This is a genomic window from Paeniroseomonas aquatica (genome assembly GCF_030409335.1).
Lineage (GTDB): Bacteria > Pseudomonadota > Alphaproteobacteria > Acetobacterales > Acetobacteraceae > Belnapia > Belnapia aquatica.
The window spans coordinates 12,427-30,510 of sequence record NZ_JAUFPN010000167.1; the positions used below are offsets into that span (position 1 = coordinate 12,427).

The 18,084-nt window shown below is 71.0% G+C and carries 15 protein-coding genes; 13 read left to right on the forward strand and 2 right to left on the reverse strand.

Annotated features, from left to right (window positions below):
* Window positions 1-169: 169 nt before the first annotated feature.
* From QWZ14_RS17690 to feoB, 12 genes are all read left to right on the forward strand, one after another.
* Complete coding sequence (locus QWZ14_RS17690; RefSeq protein ID WP_290318105.1) at window positions 170-1,360, forward strand: PQQ-dependent sugar dehydrogenase; 1,191 nt, start codon at window positions 170-172, stop codon at window positions 1,358-1,360.
* Window positions 1,360-1,962, forward strand: coding sequence for a c-type cytochrome (locus tag QWZ14_RS17695; protein WP_290318106.1), 603 nt, complete (start codon window positions 1,360-1,362; stop codon window positions 1,960-1,962). The genes QWZ14_RS17690 and QWZ14_RS17695 overlap by 1 nt, the downstream gene beginning before the upstream one ends.
* A gap of 86 nt (window positions 1,963-2,048) precedes the next feature.
* A complete protein-coding gene (gene zapE, locus QWZ14_RS17700) occupies window positions 2,049-3,209 on the forward strand; it encodes a cell division protein ZapE (RefSeq protein WP_290318108.1) in 1,161 nt (386 codons plus the stop codon).
* Window positions 3,210-3,248: 39 nt separating this feature from the next.
* Window positions 3,249-3,668, forward strand: a complete 420-nt coding sequence (locus tag QWZ14_RS17705) for a hypothetical protein (RefSeq protein ID WP_290318110.1) — start codon at window positions 3,249-3,251, stop codon at window positions 3,666-3,668.
* Window positions 3,669-3,798: 130 nt separating this feature from the next.
* Window positions 3,799-4,752 (forward strand): malate dehydrogenase, encoded by a 954-nt coding sequence (gene mdh, locus QWZ14_RS17710; RefSeq protein WP_290318112.1) that lies wholly within the window; start codon window positions 3,799-3,801, stop codon window positions 4,750-4,752.
* A gap of 47 nt (window positions 4,753-4,799) precedes the next feature.
* Window positions 4,800-5,993 carry an ADP-forming succinate--CoA ligase subunit beta gene (gene sucC, locus QWZ14_RS17715; RefSeq protein ID WP_290318113.1) on the forward strand — a complete coding sequence of 398 codons (1,194 nt, stop codon included), beginning with the start codon at window positions 4,800-4,802 and terminating at the stop codon, window positions 5,991-5,993.
* Window positions 5,994-5,996: 3 nt separating this feature from the next.
* Window positions 5,997-6,887 (forward strand): succinate--CoA ligase subunit alpha, encoded by an 891-nt coding sequence (sucD, locus tag QWZ14_RS17720; protein ID WP_290318114.1) that lies wholly within the window; start codon window positions 5,997-5,999, stop codon window positions 6,885-6,887.
* A 192-nt stretch (window positions 6,888-7,079) separates the two neighbouring features.
* Window positions 7,080-9,968 (forward strand): 2-oxoglutarate dehydrogenase E1 component, encoded by a 2,889-nt coding sequence (locus QWZ14_RS17725; RefSeq protein ID WP_290318115.1) that lies wholly within the window; start codon window positions 7,080-7,082, stop codon window positions 9,966-9,968.
* Window positions 9,969-10,014: 46 nt separating this feature from the next.
* Window positions 10,015-11,259 carry a 2-oxoglutarate dehydrogenase complex dihydrolipoyllysine-residue succinyltransferase gene (gene odhB / locus QWZ14_RS17730; RefSeq protein ID WP_290318116.1) on the forward strand — a complete coding sequence of 415 codons (1,245 nt, stop codon included), beginning with the start codon at window positions 10,015-10,017 and terminating at the stop codon, window positions 11,257-11,259.
* 161 nt (window positions 11,260-11,420) lie between these two features.
* Window positions 11,421-11,702, forward strand: coding sequence for a hypothetical protein (locus tag QWZ14_RS17735; RefSeq protein ID WP_290318117.1), 282 nt, complete (start codon window positions 11,421-11,423; stop codon window positions 11,700-11,702).
* Between the two features lie 153 nt (window positions 11,703-11,855).
* Window positions 11,856-12,161, forward strand: a complete 306-nt coding sequence (locus QWZ14_RS17740; protein WP_290318119.1) for a FeoA family protein — start codon at window positions 11,856-11,858, stop codon at window positions 12,159-12,161.
* 6 nt (window positions 12,162-12,167) lie between these two features.
* Window positions 12,168-14,078, forward strand: coding sequence for a ferrous iron transport protein B (gene feoB / locus QWZ14_RS17745; protein ID WP_290318120.1), 1,911 nt, complete (start codon window positions 12,168-12,170; stop codon window positions 14,076-14,078).
* Here feoB and QWZ14_RS17750 read toward each other — a convergent pair.
* Window positions 14,075-14,917 carry an EcsC family protein gene (locus tag QWZ14_RS17750; protein WP_290318121.1) on the reverse strand — a complete coding sequence of 281 codons (843 nt, stop codon included), beginning with the start codon at window positions 14,915-14,917 and terminating at the stop codon, window positions 14,075-14,077. The two genes, feoB and QWZ14_RS17750, sit on opposite strands and share 4 nt — an antisense overlap.
* Before the next feature lie 74 nt (window positions 14,918-14,991).
* On the opposite strand from QWZ14_RS17750, the gene QWZ14_RS17755 reads away from it, so the two are divergent.
* A complete protein-coding gene (locus QWZ14_RS17755; protein ID WP_290318122.1) occupies window positions 14,992-17,052 on the forward strand; it encodes a molybdopterin-containing oxidoreductase family protein in 2,061 nt (686 codons plus the stop codon).
* Here QWZ14_RS17755 and QWZ14_RS17760 read toward each other — a convergent pair.
* Window positions 17,038-18,075, reverse strand: coding sequence for an SAM-dependent methyltransferase (locus tag QWZ14_RS17760; protein WP_290318123.1), 1,038 nt, complete (start codon window positions 18,073-18,075; stop codon window positions 17,038-17,040). The two genes, QWZ14_RS17755 and QWZ14_RS17760, sit on opposite strands and share 15 nt — an antisense overlap.
* Window positions 18,076-18,084 lie beyond the last annotated feature (9 nt).

The following is an 18,084-nucleotide window of genomic DNA, read 5'->3' on the forward strand; positions in this document are numbered from 1 at the left end:
CTGGCCAGCATCTTCCGGCGAAGCATAAGGATATCTTTATGTGTGACGATCGAGCGGGCGGGTCACGCCGCGAAGTTCAGGCTGGCGGGGCCTCGGGCGGTTTGCGATGGTGGCCGAAGTTTCATATCGGCGAAGCACCGTAAAGATGCTCGCCGCAGGGGAGATGTCGATGAAGCCTGGCCTGCTGGCGCTTGCCGCCGTGAGTTTGAGTTTTGCCGCCGCCGCGCAACAGGCGCCGGTGCCCGGCTGGCAGCAGGGCCGGCCCGAGAGCCAGGCCGCCTCGCCGCTCGCCCCCAATGCGCCGAAGCTGACCGTGACCCCGGTGGACCAGCTGCCGGTCGGCCGGCTGACCCTGCCGGCCGGCTTCAAGGCCGAGGTCCATGCCCATGGCATGCCCGGCGCCCGGATGATGGCGGTCGGCGCCAATGGCACGTTGTTCGTCGGCACCCGCACCATCGGCCGGGTCTATGCGGTCACCATGGAAGGCGGCCAGCAGAAGGTGCGGACCATCGCCTCCGGCCTGACCCAGCCCAATGGCATCGCCTTCCGCGACGGCGCGCTCTACGTCGTCGCCATCAACAAGGTGCTGCGCTTCGACGGGATCGAGGGGAAGCTGGATGCCCCGGGCACGCCGGTCGACCTGACCGCCGCCTTCGCCCTGCCGCCGGAGGAGCACCACGGCTGGAAGTTCATGACCTTCGGGCCGGACGGCAAGCTCTACATGCAGGTCGGCGCGCCCTGCAACATCTGCTTGGTCGACGAGAACCGGCATGCGCTGCTGCTGCGCTACAACCCGGACGGGACCGGGCGGGAAGTGGTGGCGCGCGGGGTCCGCAACAGCGTCGGCATGGCGCACCACCCGGTGACCGGCCAGCTCTGGTTCACCAACAACGGCCGCGACTGGGCCGGCGAGGATGAGCCGGAGGATACGCTGGGCGTGGTGCAGAAGGTCGGCGAGCACTTCGGCTTCCCCTTCTGCCACATGGGCTCCATGCAGGACCCGGAGATGAAGGGGCGTGAATGCTCCGAGTTCTCGGCCCCGGCGCTGCGCCTCGGCCCGCATACGGCGGCGCTGGGGATGCGCTTCTACACCGGGGACATGTTCCCGGCCGAGTACAAGAACAGCATGTTCATCGCCCGGCACGGTTCCTGGAACCGCACCCAGCGCTCCGGCTACGACGTGGTCCGGGTGAGCCTGGATGCGCAGGGCAAGGCGACCATGCACCCCTTCCTCGGCGGGCTGCTGGACGGCAACGCCTTCCTCGGCCGGCCGACCGACGTGCAGCAGCTGCCCGACGGCTCCCTGCTGGTCAGCGACGAGCAGATGGGCGCCATCTACCGCATCAGCTACGCCCGCTGATGCGGCGGGCTGTCCTGGCGGCGGCCGTGCTGGCCGCCGCATGCGCCGGCCTGCCGGCCGGGCCGGCGCGGGCCGCCGGCGACGCCGCCCAGGGCAAGGCCCTGGCGGCGGAGCGGAACTGCGCCACCTGCCACGGCGCGGCCGGCGTCTCGGCCACGCCGAACATCCCCTCGCTGGCCGGCCAGCCGGAGGATTTCATCACCCTGCAGATGATCCTGTTCCGCGAGCGGCTGCGCGACGCGCCGCCCATGCCGGACATGGCCCAGGGCCTCGAGGATCCGCAGATCGAGGCCCTGGCGGCGCATTACGCCGGCCTGGCCCCGGGCCATGCCGCCGACCGGGCGCCGCGCGACGAGGCCCGCTACCAGGCCGGGGCGGCGCTGTCCGAGAAGCTGCGCTGCGGCATCTGCCACCTGCCGGACTACCGCGGCCGGGCGCAGATACCCCGCATCACCGGCCAGCGGGAGGAATACCTGGCGCAGTCCCTGACCCAGTACCGGGACGGCAAGCGGCACGGCAGCGACACCAACATGAATGCCGTGGTCTACGGCGTCCCGGACGCCGATCTCGCCGCCCTGGCGCATTACCTGGCGCAGCAATAGGGCCGGGTCGGCAGCGGGGGCGGCCGGGTCCGGCTGTCGCCGGCGCAGTTGTCGGCAAGGCTGGGCCGGGCTATCCCCGCCATCCGATGGATGCCCTGACCCGTCCCCGCCCCGATCAAGGCCCGCTGCCGGCCTACCGCGCCCGAGTCGCGGCCGGGCTGCTGAAGCCCGACGTCGCCCAGGCCCTGGCGGCGGAGACGCTGCAGGAGTTGTGGCACCGGCTGCGCGGCTACGACCCGCACCCCGAGGCGCCCGAGGAGGCCGGCTTCCTCGCCCGCTTCTTCCGCCGCAAGCCGGTGCCGGAAGCCCCCGACGACACGCCGCAGGGGCTCTACCTCGTCGGCGAGGTCGGCCGCGGCAAGTCCATGCTGATGGACCTGTTCTTCGACTGCGCCGACGTCATCCGCAAGCGGCGCATCCATTTCCACCAGTTCATGCAGGAGTGCCACCAGCGCATCCACGCCTGGAAGAAGAACAACCCGGACGAGACCGACCCGATCCCGCCGCTGGCCGCCAGCATCGTGGCCGATGCGGCGCTGCTCTGCTTCGACGAGTTCCAGGTGCACGACATCGCCGATGCGATGATCCTCGGCCGGCTGTTCGAGGCGCTGTTCGCCCGCGGCGTGGTGGTGGTCGCCACCTCCAACACCGCGCCGAGCGACCTGTTCAAGGGCCGGCCGGGGCGCGATGCCTTCCTGCCCTTCATCGGGCTGATCAACCAGCGGCTGAACGTGCTCTACCTCGAGGCCCAGCGGGACTACCGGCGGGAGCGGATCCGCGGGCTGCCGACCTGGCACAGCCCGGTCGACGGCCGGGCGGAGCGGGCGCTGGACGCGGCCTTCCTGGAATTGACCGGGGTGGCGCGGGGCACCCCGGCGACGCTGACGGTGCTCGGCCGGGCGGTGGGCCTGCCCGAGACGGCGCGGGGCGTGGCCCGCGCGGACTTCGACGACCTCTGCGGCCGGCCGCTCGGCCCGGCGGACTACCTGGCGATCGCCACCCATTTCCACACCCTGGTGCTGGACGCCGTTCCCCGCCTGGGGCCGGAGAATTTCGACCGCGCGCGGCGCTTCATCACCCTGGTCGATACCCTCTACGAGCATCGGTGCAAGCTGGTCGCCTCGGCCGAGGCGCCGCCGGATGCCCTGTACGAACAGGGCGAGAACGCCGCCATGTTCGAGCGCACCGCGAGCCGCCTGACGGAAATGCAAAGTCAGGACTATCTCGCCCTGCCACATTTGACGTAATACACAGTAATAAGGCTCACGGATTCGATAGGATTTCGCATGCACCGCCTGTTGATTGCTCTCTGCGGCATGGTTTTCGTGGCGGCCCCGCTGGCGGCCCAGGCCGCGGATCGGACCGGGGGCAGGCAGCAGCAGGTGCAGGCGAGGCCGGCGGCGCATCAGGCAGCGGCACCCCGCCGCAGCCCGGCCCAGGCCGTTACGGCGCAGGCGCAGGCGCAGGTCCAGCGTTCCGCCCCGATGCGGGCCCAGCTCGGCACGGTCCGGGACCAGCGGGCGGCCTCGGCCTCCGGCATCGCCTGCACCGGCCGCAAGGGCAATGCGCAGTGCCGCGCCCCGCGCATGGTCTGGACCGAGGGCCTGTCGCCGGCCGCCGGCATCCAGGCGAATGAGTGCCCGGACGGCACCATGGCCACCCTGGCCCGGGGTCACGACGACATCATCCGTTGCATGCCCATCTGATAAGGCGCGGGGCCGCCTTGCCGGTCCGGGCAGGCAGGAGTAGGAAGCCGGCGCTGTTTTTGCTTGGGCCGCCCGGCTGCTGGCTCGGCTGCCCTGGCGCCTCCCGCCACCTGGCTCCTAAGGACACGTCATGGCCCGCAAGAAGATCGCGCTGATCGGCGCCGGCAATATCGGCGGCACCCTCGCCCACCTGATCGGCCTCAAGCAGCTCGGCGACGTCGTCATGTTCGACGTGTTCCCCGGCGTCGCCGCCGGCAAGGCGCTCGACATCATGCAGTCCGGCCCGGTCGACGGCTTCGACAGCAACATGGTCGGCACCGGCGACTATGCCGCCATCGCCGGGGCGGACGTCATCATCGTCACCGCCGGCTTCCCGCGCATGCCGGGCATGAGCCGCGACGACCTGCTGACCAAGAACGCCGGCGTGATGGGCCAGGTGGCCGAGGGCATCAAGACCCATGCCCCGGGCGCCTTCGTGATCTGCATCACCAATCCGCTCGACGTCATGGTCTGGGCGCTGCAGCAGAAGTCGGGCCTGCCCTCCAACATGGTCGTCGGCATGGCCGGCGTGCTGGATTCCAGCCGCTTCCGCCTGTTCCTGGCGCAGGAGTTCAACGTCTCGGTCGAGGACGTGACCGCCTTCGTGCTCGGCGGCCACGGCGACACCATGGTGCCGCTGACCCGCTACTCGACGGTGGCCGGCATCCCGGTGCCCGACCTGATCAAGATGGGCTGGACCACGCAGGAGAAGATCGACTCCATCGTCGCCCGCACCGCCAACGGCGGCGGCGAGATCGTGAAGCTGCTCGAGCGCGGCTCGGCCTTCTATGCCCCGGCCGCCTCCGCCATCGCCATGGCCGAGGCCTACCTGCTGGACAAGAAGCGGGTCCTGCCGGCGGCCGTCATGCTGAACGGCGAGTACGGGCTGAGCGACTTCTATGTCGGCGTGCCCGTGGTGATCGGCGCGGGCGGCGCCGAGCGGATCGTCGAGGTCCAGTTCACGCCGGAGGAGAAGAAGGCCTTCGATGCGTCCTGCGACGCGGTGAAGAAGCTTATCGAAGACTTCAAGAAGCTCGGCGTCTGATCGGCTGACCAGCCACCTGGTCCCATTCGCTTGCAGGGGATGACCGCATGAACATCCATGAATATCAGGCGAAGGAGCTGCTGGGGCGCTACGGCGTCGCAGTGCTCCAGGGCCATGTGGCCTGGACTGCCGAGGAAGCCGCCGCGGCCGCGGCCAAGCTGCCCGGCCCGGTCTATGTGGTGAAGTCCCAGATCCATGCCGGTGGGCGTGGCGCCGGGCGCTTCGCCAACGACCCGAACGGCAAGGGCGGCGTCCGCGTCGTCAAGTCGGTCGAGGACGTCAAGGCCGCGGCCGAGGCGATGATCGGCAAGGTGCTGGTCACCAAGCAGACCGGCGAGGCCGGCAAGCTGGTCTCCCGCGTCTATGTCGAGGACGGCTGCGACATCAAGCGCGAGCTCTACCTCGGTCTGCTGGTCGACCGCGACAGCTCGCGCGTCACCGTCATGGCCTCGACCGAGGGCGGCATGGAGATCGAGGAGGTGGCCGAGCACCACCCCGAGAAGATCCTGAAGGTCGCGATCGACCCGGCCTCCGGCATCTCCGCCTTCCATGCGCGGAAGCTGGCCTTCGGCCTCGGGCTGACCGGCAAGCAGGTCGGCAGCTTCACCAAATTTGTCCTCACGCTCTATGCTGCCTTCCTCGAGCTGGATTGCGCCATCGTCGAGATCAACCCGCTGGTCGTGACCGGCGCGGGCGAGATCGTGGCGCTCGATGCCAAGGTCTCCTTCGACGACAACGCGCTGTTCCGCCACAAGGACCTCGAGGGCCTCCGCGACGACAGCGAGATGGACCCGAAGGAGCTGGACGCGGTCAAGAACGACCTGAACTACGTCGCCCTCGACGGCGAGATCGGCTGCATGGTGAACGGCGCCGGGCTGGCGATGGCCACCATGGACATCATCAAGCTCTATGGATCCTCTCCGGCGAACTTCCTCGACGTCGGCGGCACCGCCAATGCGGCGCGGGTGACCGAGGCCTTCCGGATCATCACCTCGGACGTCAACGTCAAGGCGATCCTGGTCAATATCTTCGGCGGCATCGCCAAGTGCGACATGATCGCCAATGGCATCGTCGAGGCCTCGAAGAACCTGAAGCTGTCGGTGCCGCTGGTCGTGCGGCTCGAGGGCACCAATGTCGAGCTCGGCAAGAAGATCCTGGCCGAGAGCGGCCTGGCCATCATCCCGGCCGAGAACCTGGCGGATGCGGCACAGAAAGTCGTCGCCGCTGTTAAGGGGGCCTGAGCCATGGCGATCCTGATCGACGAAAACACCAAGGTCATGACCCAGGGCTTCACCGGCGCCCAGGGCACCTTCCATGCCGAGCAGGGCATTGCCTATGGCTCGAAGTACGTCGGCGGCGTGACGCCGGGCAAGGGCGGCACCACCCATATCGGCCTGCCGGTCTTCGATACGGTGGCCGATTGCGTCGCCGCCACGGGCGCCAATGCCAGCGTGATCTACGTGCCGCCGCCCTTCGCGGCGGACGCCATCCTCGAGGCGATCGACGCCGAGCTGCCGCTGATCATCTGCATCACCGAGGGCATCCCGGTGCTCGACATGGTGCGGGTGAAGCGGGCGCTGTCGGGCTCGAAGTCGCGCCTCATCGGCCCGAACTGCCCCGGTGTCATCACCCCGGACGCCTGCAAGATCGGCATCATGCCCGGCCATATCCACCGCCGCGGCTCGGTCGGCATCGTCTCCCGCTCGGGCACGCTGACCTATGAGGCGGTGGCGCAGACCACGGCCGCCGGGCTCGGCCAGTCCACCTGCGTCGGCATCGGCGGCGATCCGGTGAAGGGCACCGATTTCATCGAGGTGCTCGAGCTGTTCCTGGCCGACCCCGAGACCAAGTCGATCGTCATGATCGGCGAGATCGGCGGCCAGTCCGAGATCCAGGCGGCGGAGTTCCTCGGGCGCGAGAACCGCCCGGGGGGCGCCAACTACAAGCCGGTGGTCGGCTTCATCGCCGGCGCGACGGCCCCGCCGGGCCGCCGCATGGGCCATGCCGGCGCGGTCATCTCGGGCGGCAAGGATACCGCGGAGGCGAAGTTCGAGGCGATGCGCGCCGCGGGCGTCCATGTCGCCGACAGCCCGGCGGCGCTGGGCTCGACCATGGTGAAGGCGCTCAAGGGTTAGGCACGGCATGCCTTGAAAGGCAGCGGGACGACCGGCATATGGCGCGGGTCTGCCCTGCATGATGCGGCATTCCCCTGCCGCAGCCCTGCCATGGACCTTACGTTAACCATCGCCGCGTCCAATATGGATGCGGCGGTCTGCCGCATGCGCTGACAGTGACCGCCGGCTCCCTCGGCCGGCACGGAGAGACAGATGGCCGGAGTGGATATCCTCGCGACTGCGATGACGGGCGCCAACGCCGCCTTCCTCGCCGATCTCTACGCCCGCTGGGCGGAAAAGCCCGACAGCGTCGATCCCTCCTTCGCCGAGCTCTTTGCCCTGCTCGATGACGACGCCAAGGCGGTGCTGGGCGATGCGGTCGGCGCCTCCTGGGCGCCGCGCTCGCGTGGCGGCTTCGCCCCCGAGCCCGAGGCGCCGCCGGCGGCCAAGGGCAAGCAGGCTTCGGCACCGGCCGCCGCGGCCGCCATTGACCCCGAGGTCATCCGCCGCGCCCAGCTCGATTCGATCCGCGCCCTGATGCTGATCCGCAGCTACCGCGTCCGCGGCCACCTGCATGCGCAGCTCGACCCGCTCGGCCTGCAGCAGCCGAAGCCGCACCAGGAGCTGGACCCGGAGTTCTGGGGCTTCACCGAGGCCGACATGGACCGGCCGGTCTTCATCAACGGCGTGCTCGGCCTGGATACCGCGACGCCGCGCAAGATCATGGAGGTCTGCCGCGCGACCTATTGCGGGCCGATCGGCGTCGAGTTCATGCACATCCAGGCCCCGGACCAGAAGGCCTGGATCCAGCAGCACATGGAAGGCGCGCCCTGGAGCACCGCCTTCGACAAGGTGGGCAAGCGCCAGATCCTGGAGCAGCTGACCGAGGCCGAGGGCTTCGAGGCCTTCTGCGCCCGCAAATACGTCTCGACCAAGCGCTTCGGCCTCGAGGGCGGCGAGAGCACCATCCCGGCGATCCAGACCATCATCGAGAGCGCGGCCAAGGCCGGGGTGAACGAGATGGCGATCGGCATGGCCCACCGCGGCCGGCTGAACGTGCTGGTCAACGTGGTGAAGAAGGCCTTCACCCAGGTCTTCTCCGAGTTCAAGGGCGTCGGCGCCAACCCGGACGACGTCCAGGGCTCGGGCGACGTGAAGTACCACCTGGGCACCAGCACCGACATCGAGGTGGCCGGCCGCCCGGTGCATCTCTCGCTGCAGCCCAATCCCTCGCATCTGGAAGCGGTCGATCCGGTGGTGGTCGGCAAGGTCCGGGCGCGGCAGGACATGGCCGGCGACACCAAGGGCCGGCATTCGGTCATGGCCATCCTGCTGCACGGCGATGCCGCCTTCGCCGGCCAGGGCCTGGTCTATGAGACCATGGCGATGAGCCAGCTCATCGGCTACCGCACCGGCGGCACCATCCACCTGGTGACCAACAACCAGATCGGCTTCACCACGGTGCCGGCGCATGCCTATTCCGGCCTCTACTGCACCGACATCGCCAAGGCGGTGCAGGCGCCGATCTGGCACGTGAACGGCGACAACCCGGAAGCGGTGGTCTTCGTCTCCCGGCTTGCGGCCGAGTTCCGCCAGACCTTCTCGACCGACGTGGTGATCGACATCGTCTGCTACCGCCGGCACGGCCACAACGAGAGCGACGAGCCGGCCTTCACCCAGCCGATCATGTATGCCCGCATCAAGGAGATGCGGACCACCCGCACGCTCTACGCCGAGAAGCTGGCGGCGGAGGGCAGCGTCTCGGCCGAGGAGTCGAAGGCCATCCTGGATGCCTTCAACCAGCGGCTGGAGGAGGCGCATGAGGCGGCGCAGAACTTCAAGCCGAACAAGGCCGATTGGCTGGAAGGCCACTGGTCCGGGCTGAAGCCGATCGGCACCGACGAGCAGGTGGAGCAGCTGCACCCGACCGCGGTGCCGCTCGAGACCCTGCGGGAGGTCGGCGGCGCCCTGGCCCGGGTGCCGGAGGGCTTCGGGATCAACCCCAAGATCGCCCGGCAGCTCGAGGCGAAACGCCAGGCGATCGAGACGGGCGAGGGCATCGACTGGGCGACCGGCGAGGCGCTGGGCTTCGGCACCCTGCTGCTGGAAGGCCACCGCGTCCGCCTCTCGGGCGAGGACGTGCAGCGCGGCACCTTCAGCCACCGCCACGCGGTGCTGGTCGATCAGGCGACCCAGGCGGAATACGTCCCGCTGAACAACATCCGCAGCGGCCAGCCGCGCTTCGAGGCCTTCAACAGCCTGCTGAGCGAGTTCGGCGTGCTCGGCTACGACTACGGCTATTCCCTGGCCGACCCGCATACGCTGGTGCTGTGGGAGGCGCAGTTCGGCGACTTCGCCAACGGCGCCCAGGTCATCATCGACCAGTTCATCGCCTCGGGCGAGACGAAGTGGCTGCGGATGTCCGGGCTGGTGATGCTGCTGCCGCATGGCTACGAGGGGCAGGGACCGGAGCATTCCTCGGCCCGGCTGGAGCGCTACCTGCAGCTCTGCGCCGAGCGGAACATGCGGGTCTGCAACCTGACCACCCCGGCCAACTACTTCCACGCGCTGCGCCGCCAGCTGAAGGCGAATTACCGCAAGCCGCTGGTGCTGATGACGCCGAAGTCGCTGCTGCGGCACAAGCTGGCGGTCAGCAGCCTGTCCGACTTCGGCCCGGGCAGCGCCTTCAAGTACGTCATCCCCGAGATCGATGCGATCGCCCCCGAGGAGGCGGTGAAGCGCGTCGTGCTCTGCAGCGGCAAGGTCTACTACGACCTGCTGCAGGAACGCCGGGACAAGGGGGTGAAGGATGTCGCCATCATCCGGATGGAGCAGATCCACCCCTTCCCGCAGCAGAGCCTCAGCCAGGCCCTGGCCCCCTACCGCAACGCGGAGGTGGTCTGGTGCCAGGAGGAGCCGGAGAACATGGGCGCCTGGACCTTCGTGGACCGGCGGATCGAGAAGGTCCTGAAGGCCCTCGACATCAAGGCGAAGCGGCCCGACTACGTCGGCCGCGAGGATGCGGCGAGCCCGGCGACGGGTCTCGCCCGGGTACATCAGCAGCAGCAGGAAGCCCTGGTTCGGGCCGCGCTGGGACTGTGACGGTCTTGGTTCGACTGGCGCGACCATGGATGGGAAGGCGATAGAGATGGCGACGGATATTCTGGTACCCACCCTGGGCGAGAGCGTCAGCAGCGCGACCGTGGCCCGCTGGCTGAAGAAGGCCGGGGAGCAGGTGGCGGTCGACGAGCCGCTGGTCGAGCTCGAGACCGACAAGGTGACGGTGGAGGTTCCCTCCCCGACCGCCGGGGTCATCGAGTCGATCGCCGCCGACGAGGGGGCCGAGGTGGTGCCGGGTGCGGTGCTGGGCGTGATCGGCGCCGCCGGTGCCGGCGCCGCGGCCAAGCCGGCCGCGGCCAAGCCGGCGCCGGCCCCGGCGCCCGCCGTCGCGGCGCAACCCAAGGTCGAGGAGCCGCGGGTTCCGGCCGGCCCGGTCGCGGTGCCGGGCGCGCCGCATGCGCCGCTGCCCGCCGCCGCCAAGATGATGGCCGAGAACAAGGTGAGCGCCGAGCAGCTCGGCGCCGGCACCGCCAAGGACGGCCGGATCAGCAAGGGCGACGTGCTCGACTTCCTGTCCCGCCCCGCCGCGGCCCCGGCCGCCGCGCCGGCGGCCAAGGCGCCCCGCCCGGCCGATGCCGGCGAGGAGCGGGTGAAGATGACCCGGCTGCGCATCACCATCGCCCGCCGGCTGAAGGAGGCGCAGAACACCGCCGCCATGCTGACCACCTTCAACGAGGTGGACATGGGCGCGGCGATGGCGCTGCGGAGCGAGTACCGCGACGCCTTCGAGAAGAAGCACGGCGTGAAGCTCGGCTTCATGTCCTTCTTCGTGAAGGCCTGCGTCGCCGCGCTGAAGGAATTCCCGGCGGTCAACGCCGAGATCGACGGCGACGAGGTGGTCTACAAGCACTTCGTCCACATGGGCATCGCGGTCGGCGGCCCGAACGGGCTGGTGGTGCCGGTGCTGCGCAACGCCGACGACATGGGTTTCGCCACCATCGAGAAGACCATCGGCGCCTTCGGCAAGCGGGTCCGCGACGGCCAGCTGAAGCTGGAGGAGATGACCGGCGGCAGCTTCACCATCACCAACGGCGGGATCTACGGCAGCCTGATGAGCACGCCGATCCTGAACCCGCCGCAGTCGGGCATCCTCGGGATGCACAAGATCCAGGAGCGGCCGATGGTGGTCGGCGGCAAGATCGAGATCCGGCCGATGATGTACCTGGCGCTGAGCTACGACCACCGGATCGTCGACGGCAAGGAGGCGGTCAGCTTCCTGGTGCGGGTGAAGGAAAGCATCGAGGATCCGCGCCGCCTGATGCTCGACATCTGAGCATCACCCCGGGGCATTGAGCGGTGCCGGTCCTGGCCGGCACCGCTTCCTCCGCGCATCGCGCCGGGCATTCTGCTAGACTTCTGCAACCGGGCCGGCCCCTTGCCGGACCTCCGGCGCGCGCCACGGCGCCGCGCCGTCACCCACGCCGGGAGAGTACGATGCGTTCCTTCGATGGCCAGTTCTCCGACAACCGACCGCTGAAGCGGACCCGGGAGGAGAAGATGCGCCAGCTGGCCGAGCTGAAGGAGACCTGGCATTCGATGAAGCCGCATACTTCGCCGGAGCTGCGGACCTCCATCGCCGCCAAGATCCGGGAATTGATGGCCGAGCTGGCCGCCCCGCCGCCGCCGCCGCGGGAGCGCCGCGGGCCGCCGCACCAGGAACAGTTCGGCACCGGCCCCCGCGTGCCGCGCCGGCCACGCCCGCCGCGCGACATCTGACGACTCCGGCGCGGGGCTTTTCCCTGCGCCGGCTTCGGCGCATGCTCCTGCCGGGACGGGAACGACATGGCGCCGCCGGGTCTCACCCCTGCCCTGTGATTTGCAGATGCCACGCGTTCGCATCTACAAGGGGGGCAACCGGCCAGGTCCCGCATGTCCATCACCTTCGATGCCGCCATCGCAGATATCCGCCCGGCGCCTGCCATCTGCGCCCTGGGCTCGGCCCGACCCGGTTTCCGCGGCCGGATCCGCGGGTTGCGCGCCTTCGAGTCCGGCGGCCTGCCGGCCGAGGAAATCGAGCGCCGGCTGCTGGAGCTCGGCTTCGTCGAGGGCGCCCAGGTCGAGATCCTGCACCAGGGCCTGTTCGGCGGCGACCCGATCGCCGTCCGGGTGGATGCCGCGACCATCGCGCTGCGCCGGCGCGAGGCGGCGGCTATCCTGGTGGAGCCGCTTGAGTAGCGCCCGATGAACATCCTGGCCCAGGCGCAGCGCGACCTGCGGGTCGCCCTGGTGGGCAACCCGAACTGCGGCAAGACCGCCCTGTTCAATGCCCTGACCGGCAGCCGCCAGCATGTCGCCAACTACCCCGGCGTCACGGTGGAGCGGAAGGAGGGCGGGCTCACCACCCCCGCCGGCCGCCGCGTGCTGCTGCTGGACCTGCCCGGCACCTATTCGCTCCGCGCCCGCAGCCCGGATGAGGTCGTCACCCGCGACGTGGTGCTGGGCACCCAGGACGCGGTGCCGCCGCCGGACCTGCTGATCTGTGTCGCCGACGCCACCAACCTGCGGCTCGGGTTGCGGCTGGCGCTGGAGCTCAAGCAGACCGGCCGGCCGATCCTGCTGGCGCTGAACATGTTCGACATCGCCCGGCACCGCGGGCTGGAGATCGACACGGACCGCCTGGCGGCCGAGCTCGGCCTGCCGGTCGTCACCGCCGTCGCGGTGCGGCGCGGCGGCACCGCGGCGCTGCTGGAGGCGCTCGACCGGCGCGGCGACCTGGCCGAGGCGCCGCTGGCCACCACCACCTGGACCCCGCCGGATGCGACCGGCATCCGCCGGCTGCAGCAGGAGGCCGACCGCATCCTCCAGGCCACGGTCCGGGCGCCGGACCGGCGGGATGCCGTCACCCGCCGGCTGGACGCGGTGCTGCTGCACCCGGTGGCGGGGCTGGCCATTCTGCTGGCGGTGCTCTTCCTGATGTTCCAGGCGGTCTTCGCCTGGGCGCAGCCGGCGATGGACGTGATCGACGGCGGCTTCCAGGCGCTCGGCGTGCTGGTGGGCGGGCTGCTGCCGGCGGAGGGCGCGCTCGGCCTGCTGCGGAGCTTCGTGCAGGACGGGCTGATCGCCGGCGTCGGCAGCGTGCTGGTCTTCCTGCCGCAGATCCTGATCCTGTTCCTCTTCATCCTCCTGCTGGAGGATTTCGGCTACATGGCCCGGGCCGCCTTCCTGATGGACCGGATCATGGGCGGCGCCGGGCTGCACGGCCGGGCCTTCATCCCGCTGCTGTCGAGCTTCGCCTGCGCCATCCCGGGCATCATGGCGACGCGGGTCATCGACAGCCGGCGGGACCGGCTGGCCACCATCCTGGTGGCGCCGCTGATGACGTGTTCGGCGCGGATCCCGGTCTATACGCTGATCATCGGCGCCTTCATCCCGGACCGGCCGGTCGGCACCGGGGCCTGGGGCTGGATCGGGCTGCAGGGGCTGGTCATGTTCGGCCTCTATGCCGCCGGCATCGCCAGCGCGCTGATCATGTCCTTCGTGTTCAAGCGGCTGCTCTGGCGGGGAACGCCGAGCGAGCCCTTCATGCTGGAGCTGCCGGACTACAAGCTGCCGCGCTGGCGCAACGTGCTGCTGGCGCTGTGGCAGCGGGCCCAGGCCTTCCTGCGCCGGGCCGGGACCATCATCCTCTCGATGATGGTGGTGATCTGGTTCCTTTCCTCGGTGCCGCGGCCGCCGGAGGGGGCGGACCGCCCCGACATCGAGTACAGCCTCGCCTATGGCATCGGCCACCTGGTGGAGCCGGTGCTGCGGCCGATCGGCTTCAACTGGCAGATCGGCGTGGCGCTGATCCCCGGCATGGCGGCGCGGGAAGTGGCCGTCGCCTCGCTCGGCACCGTCTATGCCGTGCAGGATGCCGAGGAGGATGCGGCCCAGCTCGGCCAGGCCCTGGCCGGGAAGTGGAGCCTGGCGACGGCGCTGGCCTTCCTCGCCTGGTACATCTTCGCCCCGCAATGCGTGGCGACGCTCAGCGTCATCCGGCGGGAGACCGGCAGCCGCGGCTGGATGTGGTTCAGCTTCGGCTACATGCTGGCGCTGGCCTATGCGGCGGCCTTCATCACCTTCCAGACCGCGCGGGCGCTGGGCGCGGGCTAGGCCGCCGTCCCGCGCCGGATCGCCTCGTAACCCGCCTTCACCAGCGCCGGGCCATGCACCCGCTCCAGCCGGCGGATGGTGAAATGCGCCCGGGCGATGCCGGAGAAATGCTCGAGGAAGGCGATGTTCACCGCCGCGCCGCCGGCCGCACCGACCACCGGCGCCGCCTGGGCCGAGAGCTTCAGCGCCACCGGCCCGCCGAAGCGCGCCGCGATGGCGCCGAGGAAGCCCGGCAGCATGGCCCCCAGCCCGCGGCCGACCGCGCCCTTCAGCGCCTCGGTCAGGGCGATCCGCAATACGAAATAGCCGCTTTCGGCCTCGGTATCGGCCGGGTCGCGGCCGCCGAGGGCGAAGACCTGCAGGCATTCCGCCTGGATCAGCGGGTCGCTGAGGTCCTCGCCTTCCTCGGCGGCGATCGCCGCGATGCGCCGCAGCAGCAGCGTGGTCGAGACCGGCAGCTCGACCAGCGTCCCCGGCAGGCCGAAGGCACCCCCGGCGGCGCCCGAGGCGGCGAGCAGGCCGCGATGCAGCCAGCTGCCCGAGAGCGGCGTCGGGTTGCGCGCGGGGTCGCTGCGCATCGCCGCGCCCATCGCGGTCTCGAGCGCGCGGCGCACCGCCCCGTCGATCATCCGCTGCGCGGCCTCGGGCAGCCGGCGCTTCAGCGCCTCCACCGAGCCGCCGACCAGGGCGGCGAGCCGCACCGGCAGGGAGGTGCCCTCGAGGATGGCGACGGCCCCGGCGAGCGCCGCCTGATCGTCGCTGTGGAGGCCGGCGAGGGCGGGCAGGCTTCGGCCGTTCGAGGCGTCGCCGGACAGGGCCTGGGGGGATTCTGGGATCATGCCAGCAACAACCTCCGGGGTGGCGCCGGGTTCGGCGCGGCGCCAGGATGAGGACGAATTGAAGGAGCAGTCGCATGGACGGCAGCCTCGCCCCCCGGATCGTCCGCACCGCCTGCCCGCACGACTGCCCGAGCGCCTGCGTGCTGGAGGTGGAGCGGCTGTCGCCGACGCGCATCGGCCGGGTGCGCGGCTCCGCCGCCTACGACTACACGGCCGGGACCTGCTGCGCCAAGGTCGCCCGCTATGCCGAGCGGGTGCATCACCCGGGGAGGCTGACGCAGCCGCTGCAGCGGGTCGGGCCGAAGGGCTCGGGGCAATTCGCGCCGATCGGCTGGGACGCGGCGCTCGACCGCATCGCTGAAGCCTTCAGGGCGGCCACGGCCCGGCATGGGCCGGAGGCGGTCTGGCCCTACCACAGCGGCGGGACGCTCGGCGTGCTCGGCCGCTGGGGGCTCGACCGGCTGCGGCACGTGATGGGCTATTCGCGGCAGAAGTCGACCATCTGCATCACCCCGGCCGAGATGGGCTGGAAGGCCGGGCACGGCGCGGCGCGCGGCGCCGACCCGCGCGGGGTGGCGGAGGCGGATGTCATCCTGATGTGGGGCGGCAACCCGGTCTCGACCCAGGTCAACCTGATGGCGCATATCCAGCGGGCGCGGAAGCGGCGCGGGGCGAAGCTGGTGGTGGTGGATGCCTACCGCTCGCCGAGCATCGAGGCGGCCGACATCGGACTGATCCTGCGCCCCGGCACCGATGCGGCGCTGGCGCTCGCCATGATGGCGGTGGCGCTCGAGGAGGGCGCGGCGGATCGCGCGTTCCTGGCCGCCCATACCGACTGGGATGCGGCGGTGGAGGCGCATATCCGCAGGCACACTCCGGCCTGGGCGGCCGAGGTCACCGGCGTGCCGGAGGCGGATATCCTCGCCCTGGCGCGGCTCTATGCCGGGACGAAGCGCTGCTTCCTGCGCGCCGGCGTCGGCTTCACCCGGGCGCGGAACGGCGCGGCCACCATGCATGCCGTCTCCTGCCTCGCCGCCCTGACCGGAAGCTGGCTGCACCAGGGCGGCGGCGGCTTCTTCTACGCGCTGGACGGCTGGGGCCTCGACACCCGCCTCGCCTGGGGCAGCGACCTGATCGACCCGAAAATCCGCGTGCTGGACCAGTCCCGCATCGGCGCGGTGCTGGCCGGGGAGGCGCTGGCCGGCGGCCCGCCGGTGGCGGCGATGCTGATCCAGAACGCCAACAGCGCCGAGGTCGCCCCCGACAGCCACGCCGTCCGCCGCGGCCTGCTGCGGGAGGATCTCTTCGTCGCGGTGCATGAGCATTTCATGACCCCGACCGCGGCGCTGGCCGATATCGTCCTGCCCGCGACCACCTTCCTCGAGCACGACGACCTCTACCTGGGCCTTGGCCATACCGCGCTGACGGTGGGGCCGCGGGTGATCGAACCGGTGGGGGAGGCGCGCAGCAACCACGCCGTGGTCTGCGCCCTGGCCGCGCGGCTGGGGGCCGAGCATCCCGGCTTCGGCATGACCGAGGTGGAGGTGCTGGACGCGACGCTGCGGAGTTCCGGCAAGGGGAGCTGGGCCGCGGCGACGGCCGCCGGCTTCATCCCGGCGGCGAATGAGATCGCGGTGGGCGAGGCCTTCGCCGGCTTCCCGCAGCCCGACGGGCGGTTCCGCTTCAAGCCGGACTGGCCGGCGCTCGGCCCCTATGCCGCAGGCATGCCGGGGCTGCCGAGCTACTGGCTGAACCTGGAGGAGGCGGCGGAGGCGACGCCCTTCCGCCTCATCACCCCGCCGGCGCGGAGCTTCCTCAATACCAGCTTCACCGAGACGCCGGGCTCCCGCAGCCGGGAGGGCGGCCCGGCGCTGCGGCTGCATCCCGCGGACGCGGACCGGCTCGGCATCGCCGATGGCGCCCGGGTGCGGATCGGCAATGCCCGCGGTGCGCTGACCCTGACCGCGATGCGCTTCGACGGCCTGCTGACCGGCGTGCTGGCGGTGGAGGGCATCTCGCCCAGCGCCGACTTCCCCGAGGGCATCGGCATCAACGCCCTGGTCGGCGCCGATCCGGTGGCTCCGGCCGGCGGCGTCGCCTTCCACGACATCGCGGTCTGGCTACGGCCGGCCTAGCCCCGCCACGACGACGATCCCGGCCGAGGTGACCGGGAAGCCGCGCACCGACAGCCGGAGGTGCGGCGGGAAGATCGCGCCGAGCGGCGGCGCCTCGTGCTCCTGCGGCGGCAGGTCGACGAAGCGGTCCAGCATGCCGTCGCCATGGCCGTCGTCGAGCGGCAGCATCCGGTGCCCGGCCGCGGCCAGGCGTTGCGCCAGGGCCTCGAGGTGGCGGCGCTGGTACAGCACCGTGCTGCCGCGGCCGAGCGTGCCGCCCCGGGCATCGAGGTTGAACTCGGTGGTATGCACGGCGATGCCGCCCGGCTTCAGGCAGCGCATCGCCGACTCGACGAAGGCCAGCCCGCGGTCGAGGCTGCCGAGGTGTTCCATGGCGCAGGCCGACCAGACCAGGTCGAAGCCGCCCTGCTGCAGCTCGGCCGGCAGCCGGGCCATGTCGGCCTGGCGGAAGCGGACCAGCGCGTCGAATTCGGCCCGCGATTGCAGGGCGGGGCGGTGGAGCCCCTCGGCCGCGGTGCCGTGCTGGCCGGTCTCGATCCAGTCCCGCGCCCGGGCATCGCCGGCGTCGAGGTCGGTCGCCACCACCGCGACGCCATGCGCGGCGAGGATCGCCGGCAGCGCTTCCCGGCCGACCGCGAAGCCCAGCGCGCGGCGGCCGGGTGCCAGCATCCCGGCCTCCCAGGCGGCCTGGAGGATGAAGCAATCCTCCCAGAGCTTGCGGTGGTAGACCGGCGGGGTGCCGATGAGCCCGGCCCAGTGGCGCAGCCAGTCGTGCTCGATGTCCGCCTGGCGGCAGCTGCGGCTGGTGACGCCGACATGGGTCGGCCCGGCCGGCACCGGCGCGGCGGGACCGGCGAGGCCCGCGGCGTAGAAGCGCTGCGCCATCTCGGCGCCGAGCACCTTCACCGTCCAGCGCAGCAGCGCCGCCTCCCGCTCCCGGCGCAGGCGGGTATCGCCGAGCAGCGGCAGGGTCGGATGGCGCCGCCGCCAGCGGGCGAGGCCGCGCAGGAGAAAGGGGATCACGCGGCGGCG

Excerpts from the sequence above, each read along its gene's own strand:
- QWZ14_RS17690 (WP_290318105.1), top strand. The coding sequence starts at position 170 with ATGAAGCCTGGCCTGCTGGCGCTTGCCGCCGTGAGTTTGAGTTTTGCC.
- QWZ14_RS17695 (WP_290318106.1), top strand. The coding sequence starts at position 1,360 with ATGCGGCGGGCTGTCCTGGCGGCGGCCGTGCTGGCCGCCGCATGCGCC.
- zapE (WP_290318108.1), top strand. The coding sequence starts at position 2,049 with ATGGATGCCCTGACCCGTCCCCGCCCCGATCAAGGCCCGCTGCCGGCC.
- QWZ14_RS17705 (WP_290318110.1), top strand. The coding sequence starts at position 3,249 with ATGCACCGCCTGTTGATTGCTCTCTGCGGCATGGTTTTCGTGGCGGCC.
- mdh (WP_290318112.1), top strand. The coding sequence starts at position 3,799 with ATGGCCCGCAAGAAGATCGCGCTGATCGGCGCCGGCAATATCGGCGGC.
- sucC (WP_290318113.1), top strand. The coding sequence starts at position 4,800 with ATGAACATCCATGAATATCAGGCGAAGGAGCTGCTGGGGCGCTACGGC.
- sucD (WP_290318114.1), top strand. The coding sequence starts at position 5,997 with ATGGCGATCCTGATCGACGAAAACACCAAGGTCATGACCCAGGGCTTC.
- QWZ14_RS17725 (WP_290318115.1), top strand. The coding sequence starts at position 7,080 with ATGGCCGGAGTGGATATCCTCGCGACTGCGATGACGGGCGCCAACGCC.
- odhB (WP_290318116.1), top strand. The coding sequence starts at position 10,015 with ATGGCGACGGATATTCTGGTACCCACCCTGGGCGAGAGCGTCAGCAGC.
- QWZ14_RS17735 (WP_290318117.1), top strand. The coding sequence starts at position 11,421 with ATGCGTTCCTTCGATGGCCAGTTCTCCGACAACCGACCGCTGAAGCGG.
- QWZ14_RS17740 (WP_290318119.1), top strand. The coding sequence starts at position 11,856 with ATGTCCATCACCTTCGATGCCGCCATCGCAGATATCCGCCCGGCGCCT.
- feoB (WP_290318120.1), top strand. The coding sequence starts at position 12,168 with ATGAACATCCTGGCCCAGGCGCAGCGCGACCTGCGGGTCGCCCTGGTG.
- QWZ14_RS17750 (WP_290318121.1), bottom strand. The coding sequence starts at position 14,917 with ATGATCCCAGAATCCCCCCAGGCCCTGTCCGGCGACGCCTCGAACGGC.
- QWZ14_RS17755 (WP_290318122.1), top strand. The coding sequence starts at position 14,992 with ATGGACGGCAGCCTCGCCCCCCGGATCGTCCGCACCGCCTGCCCGCAC.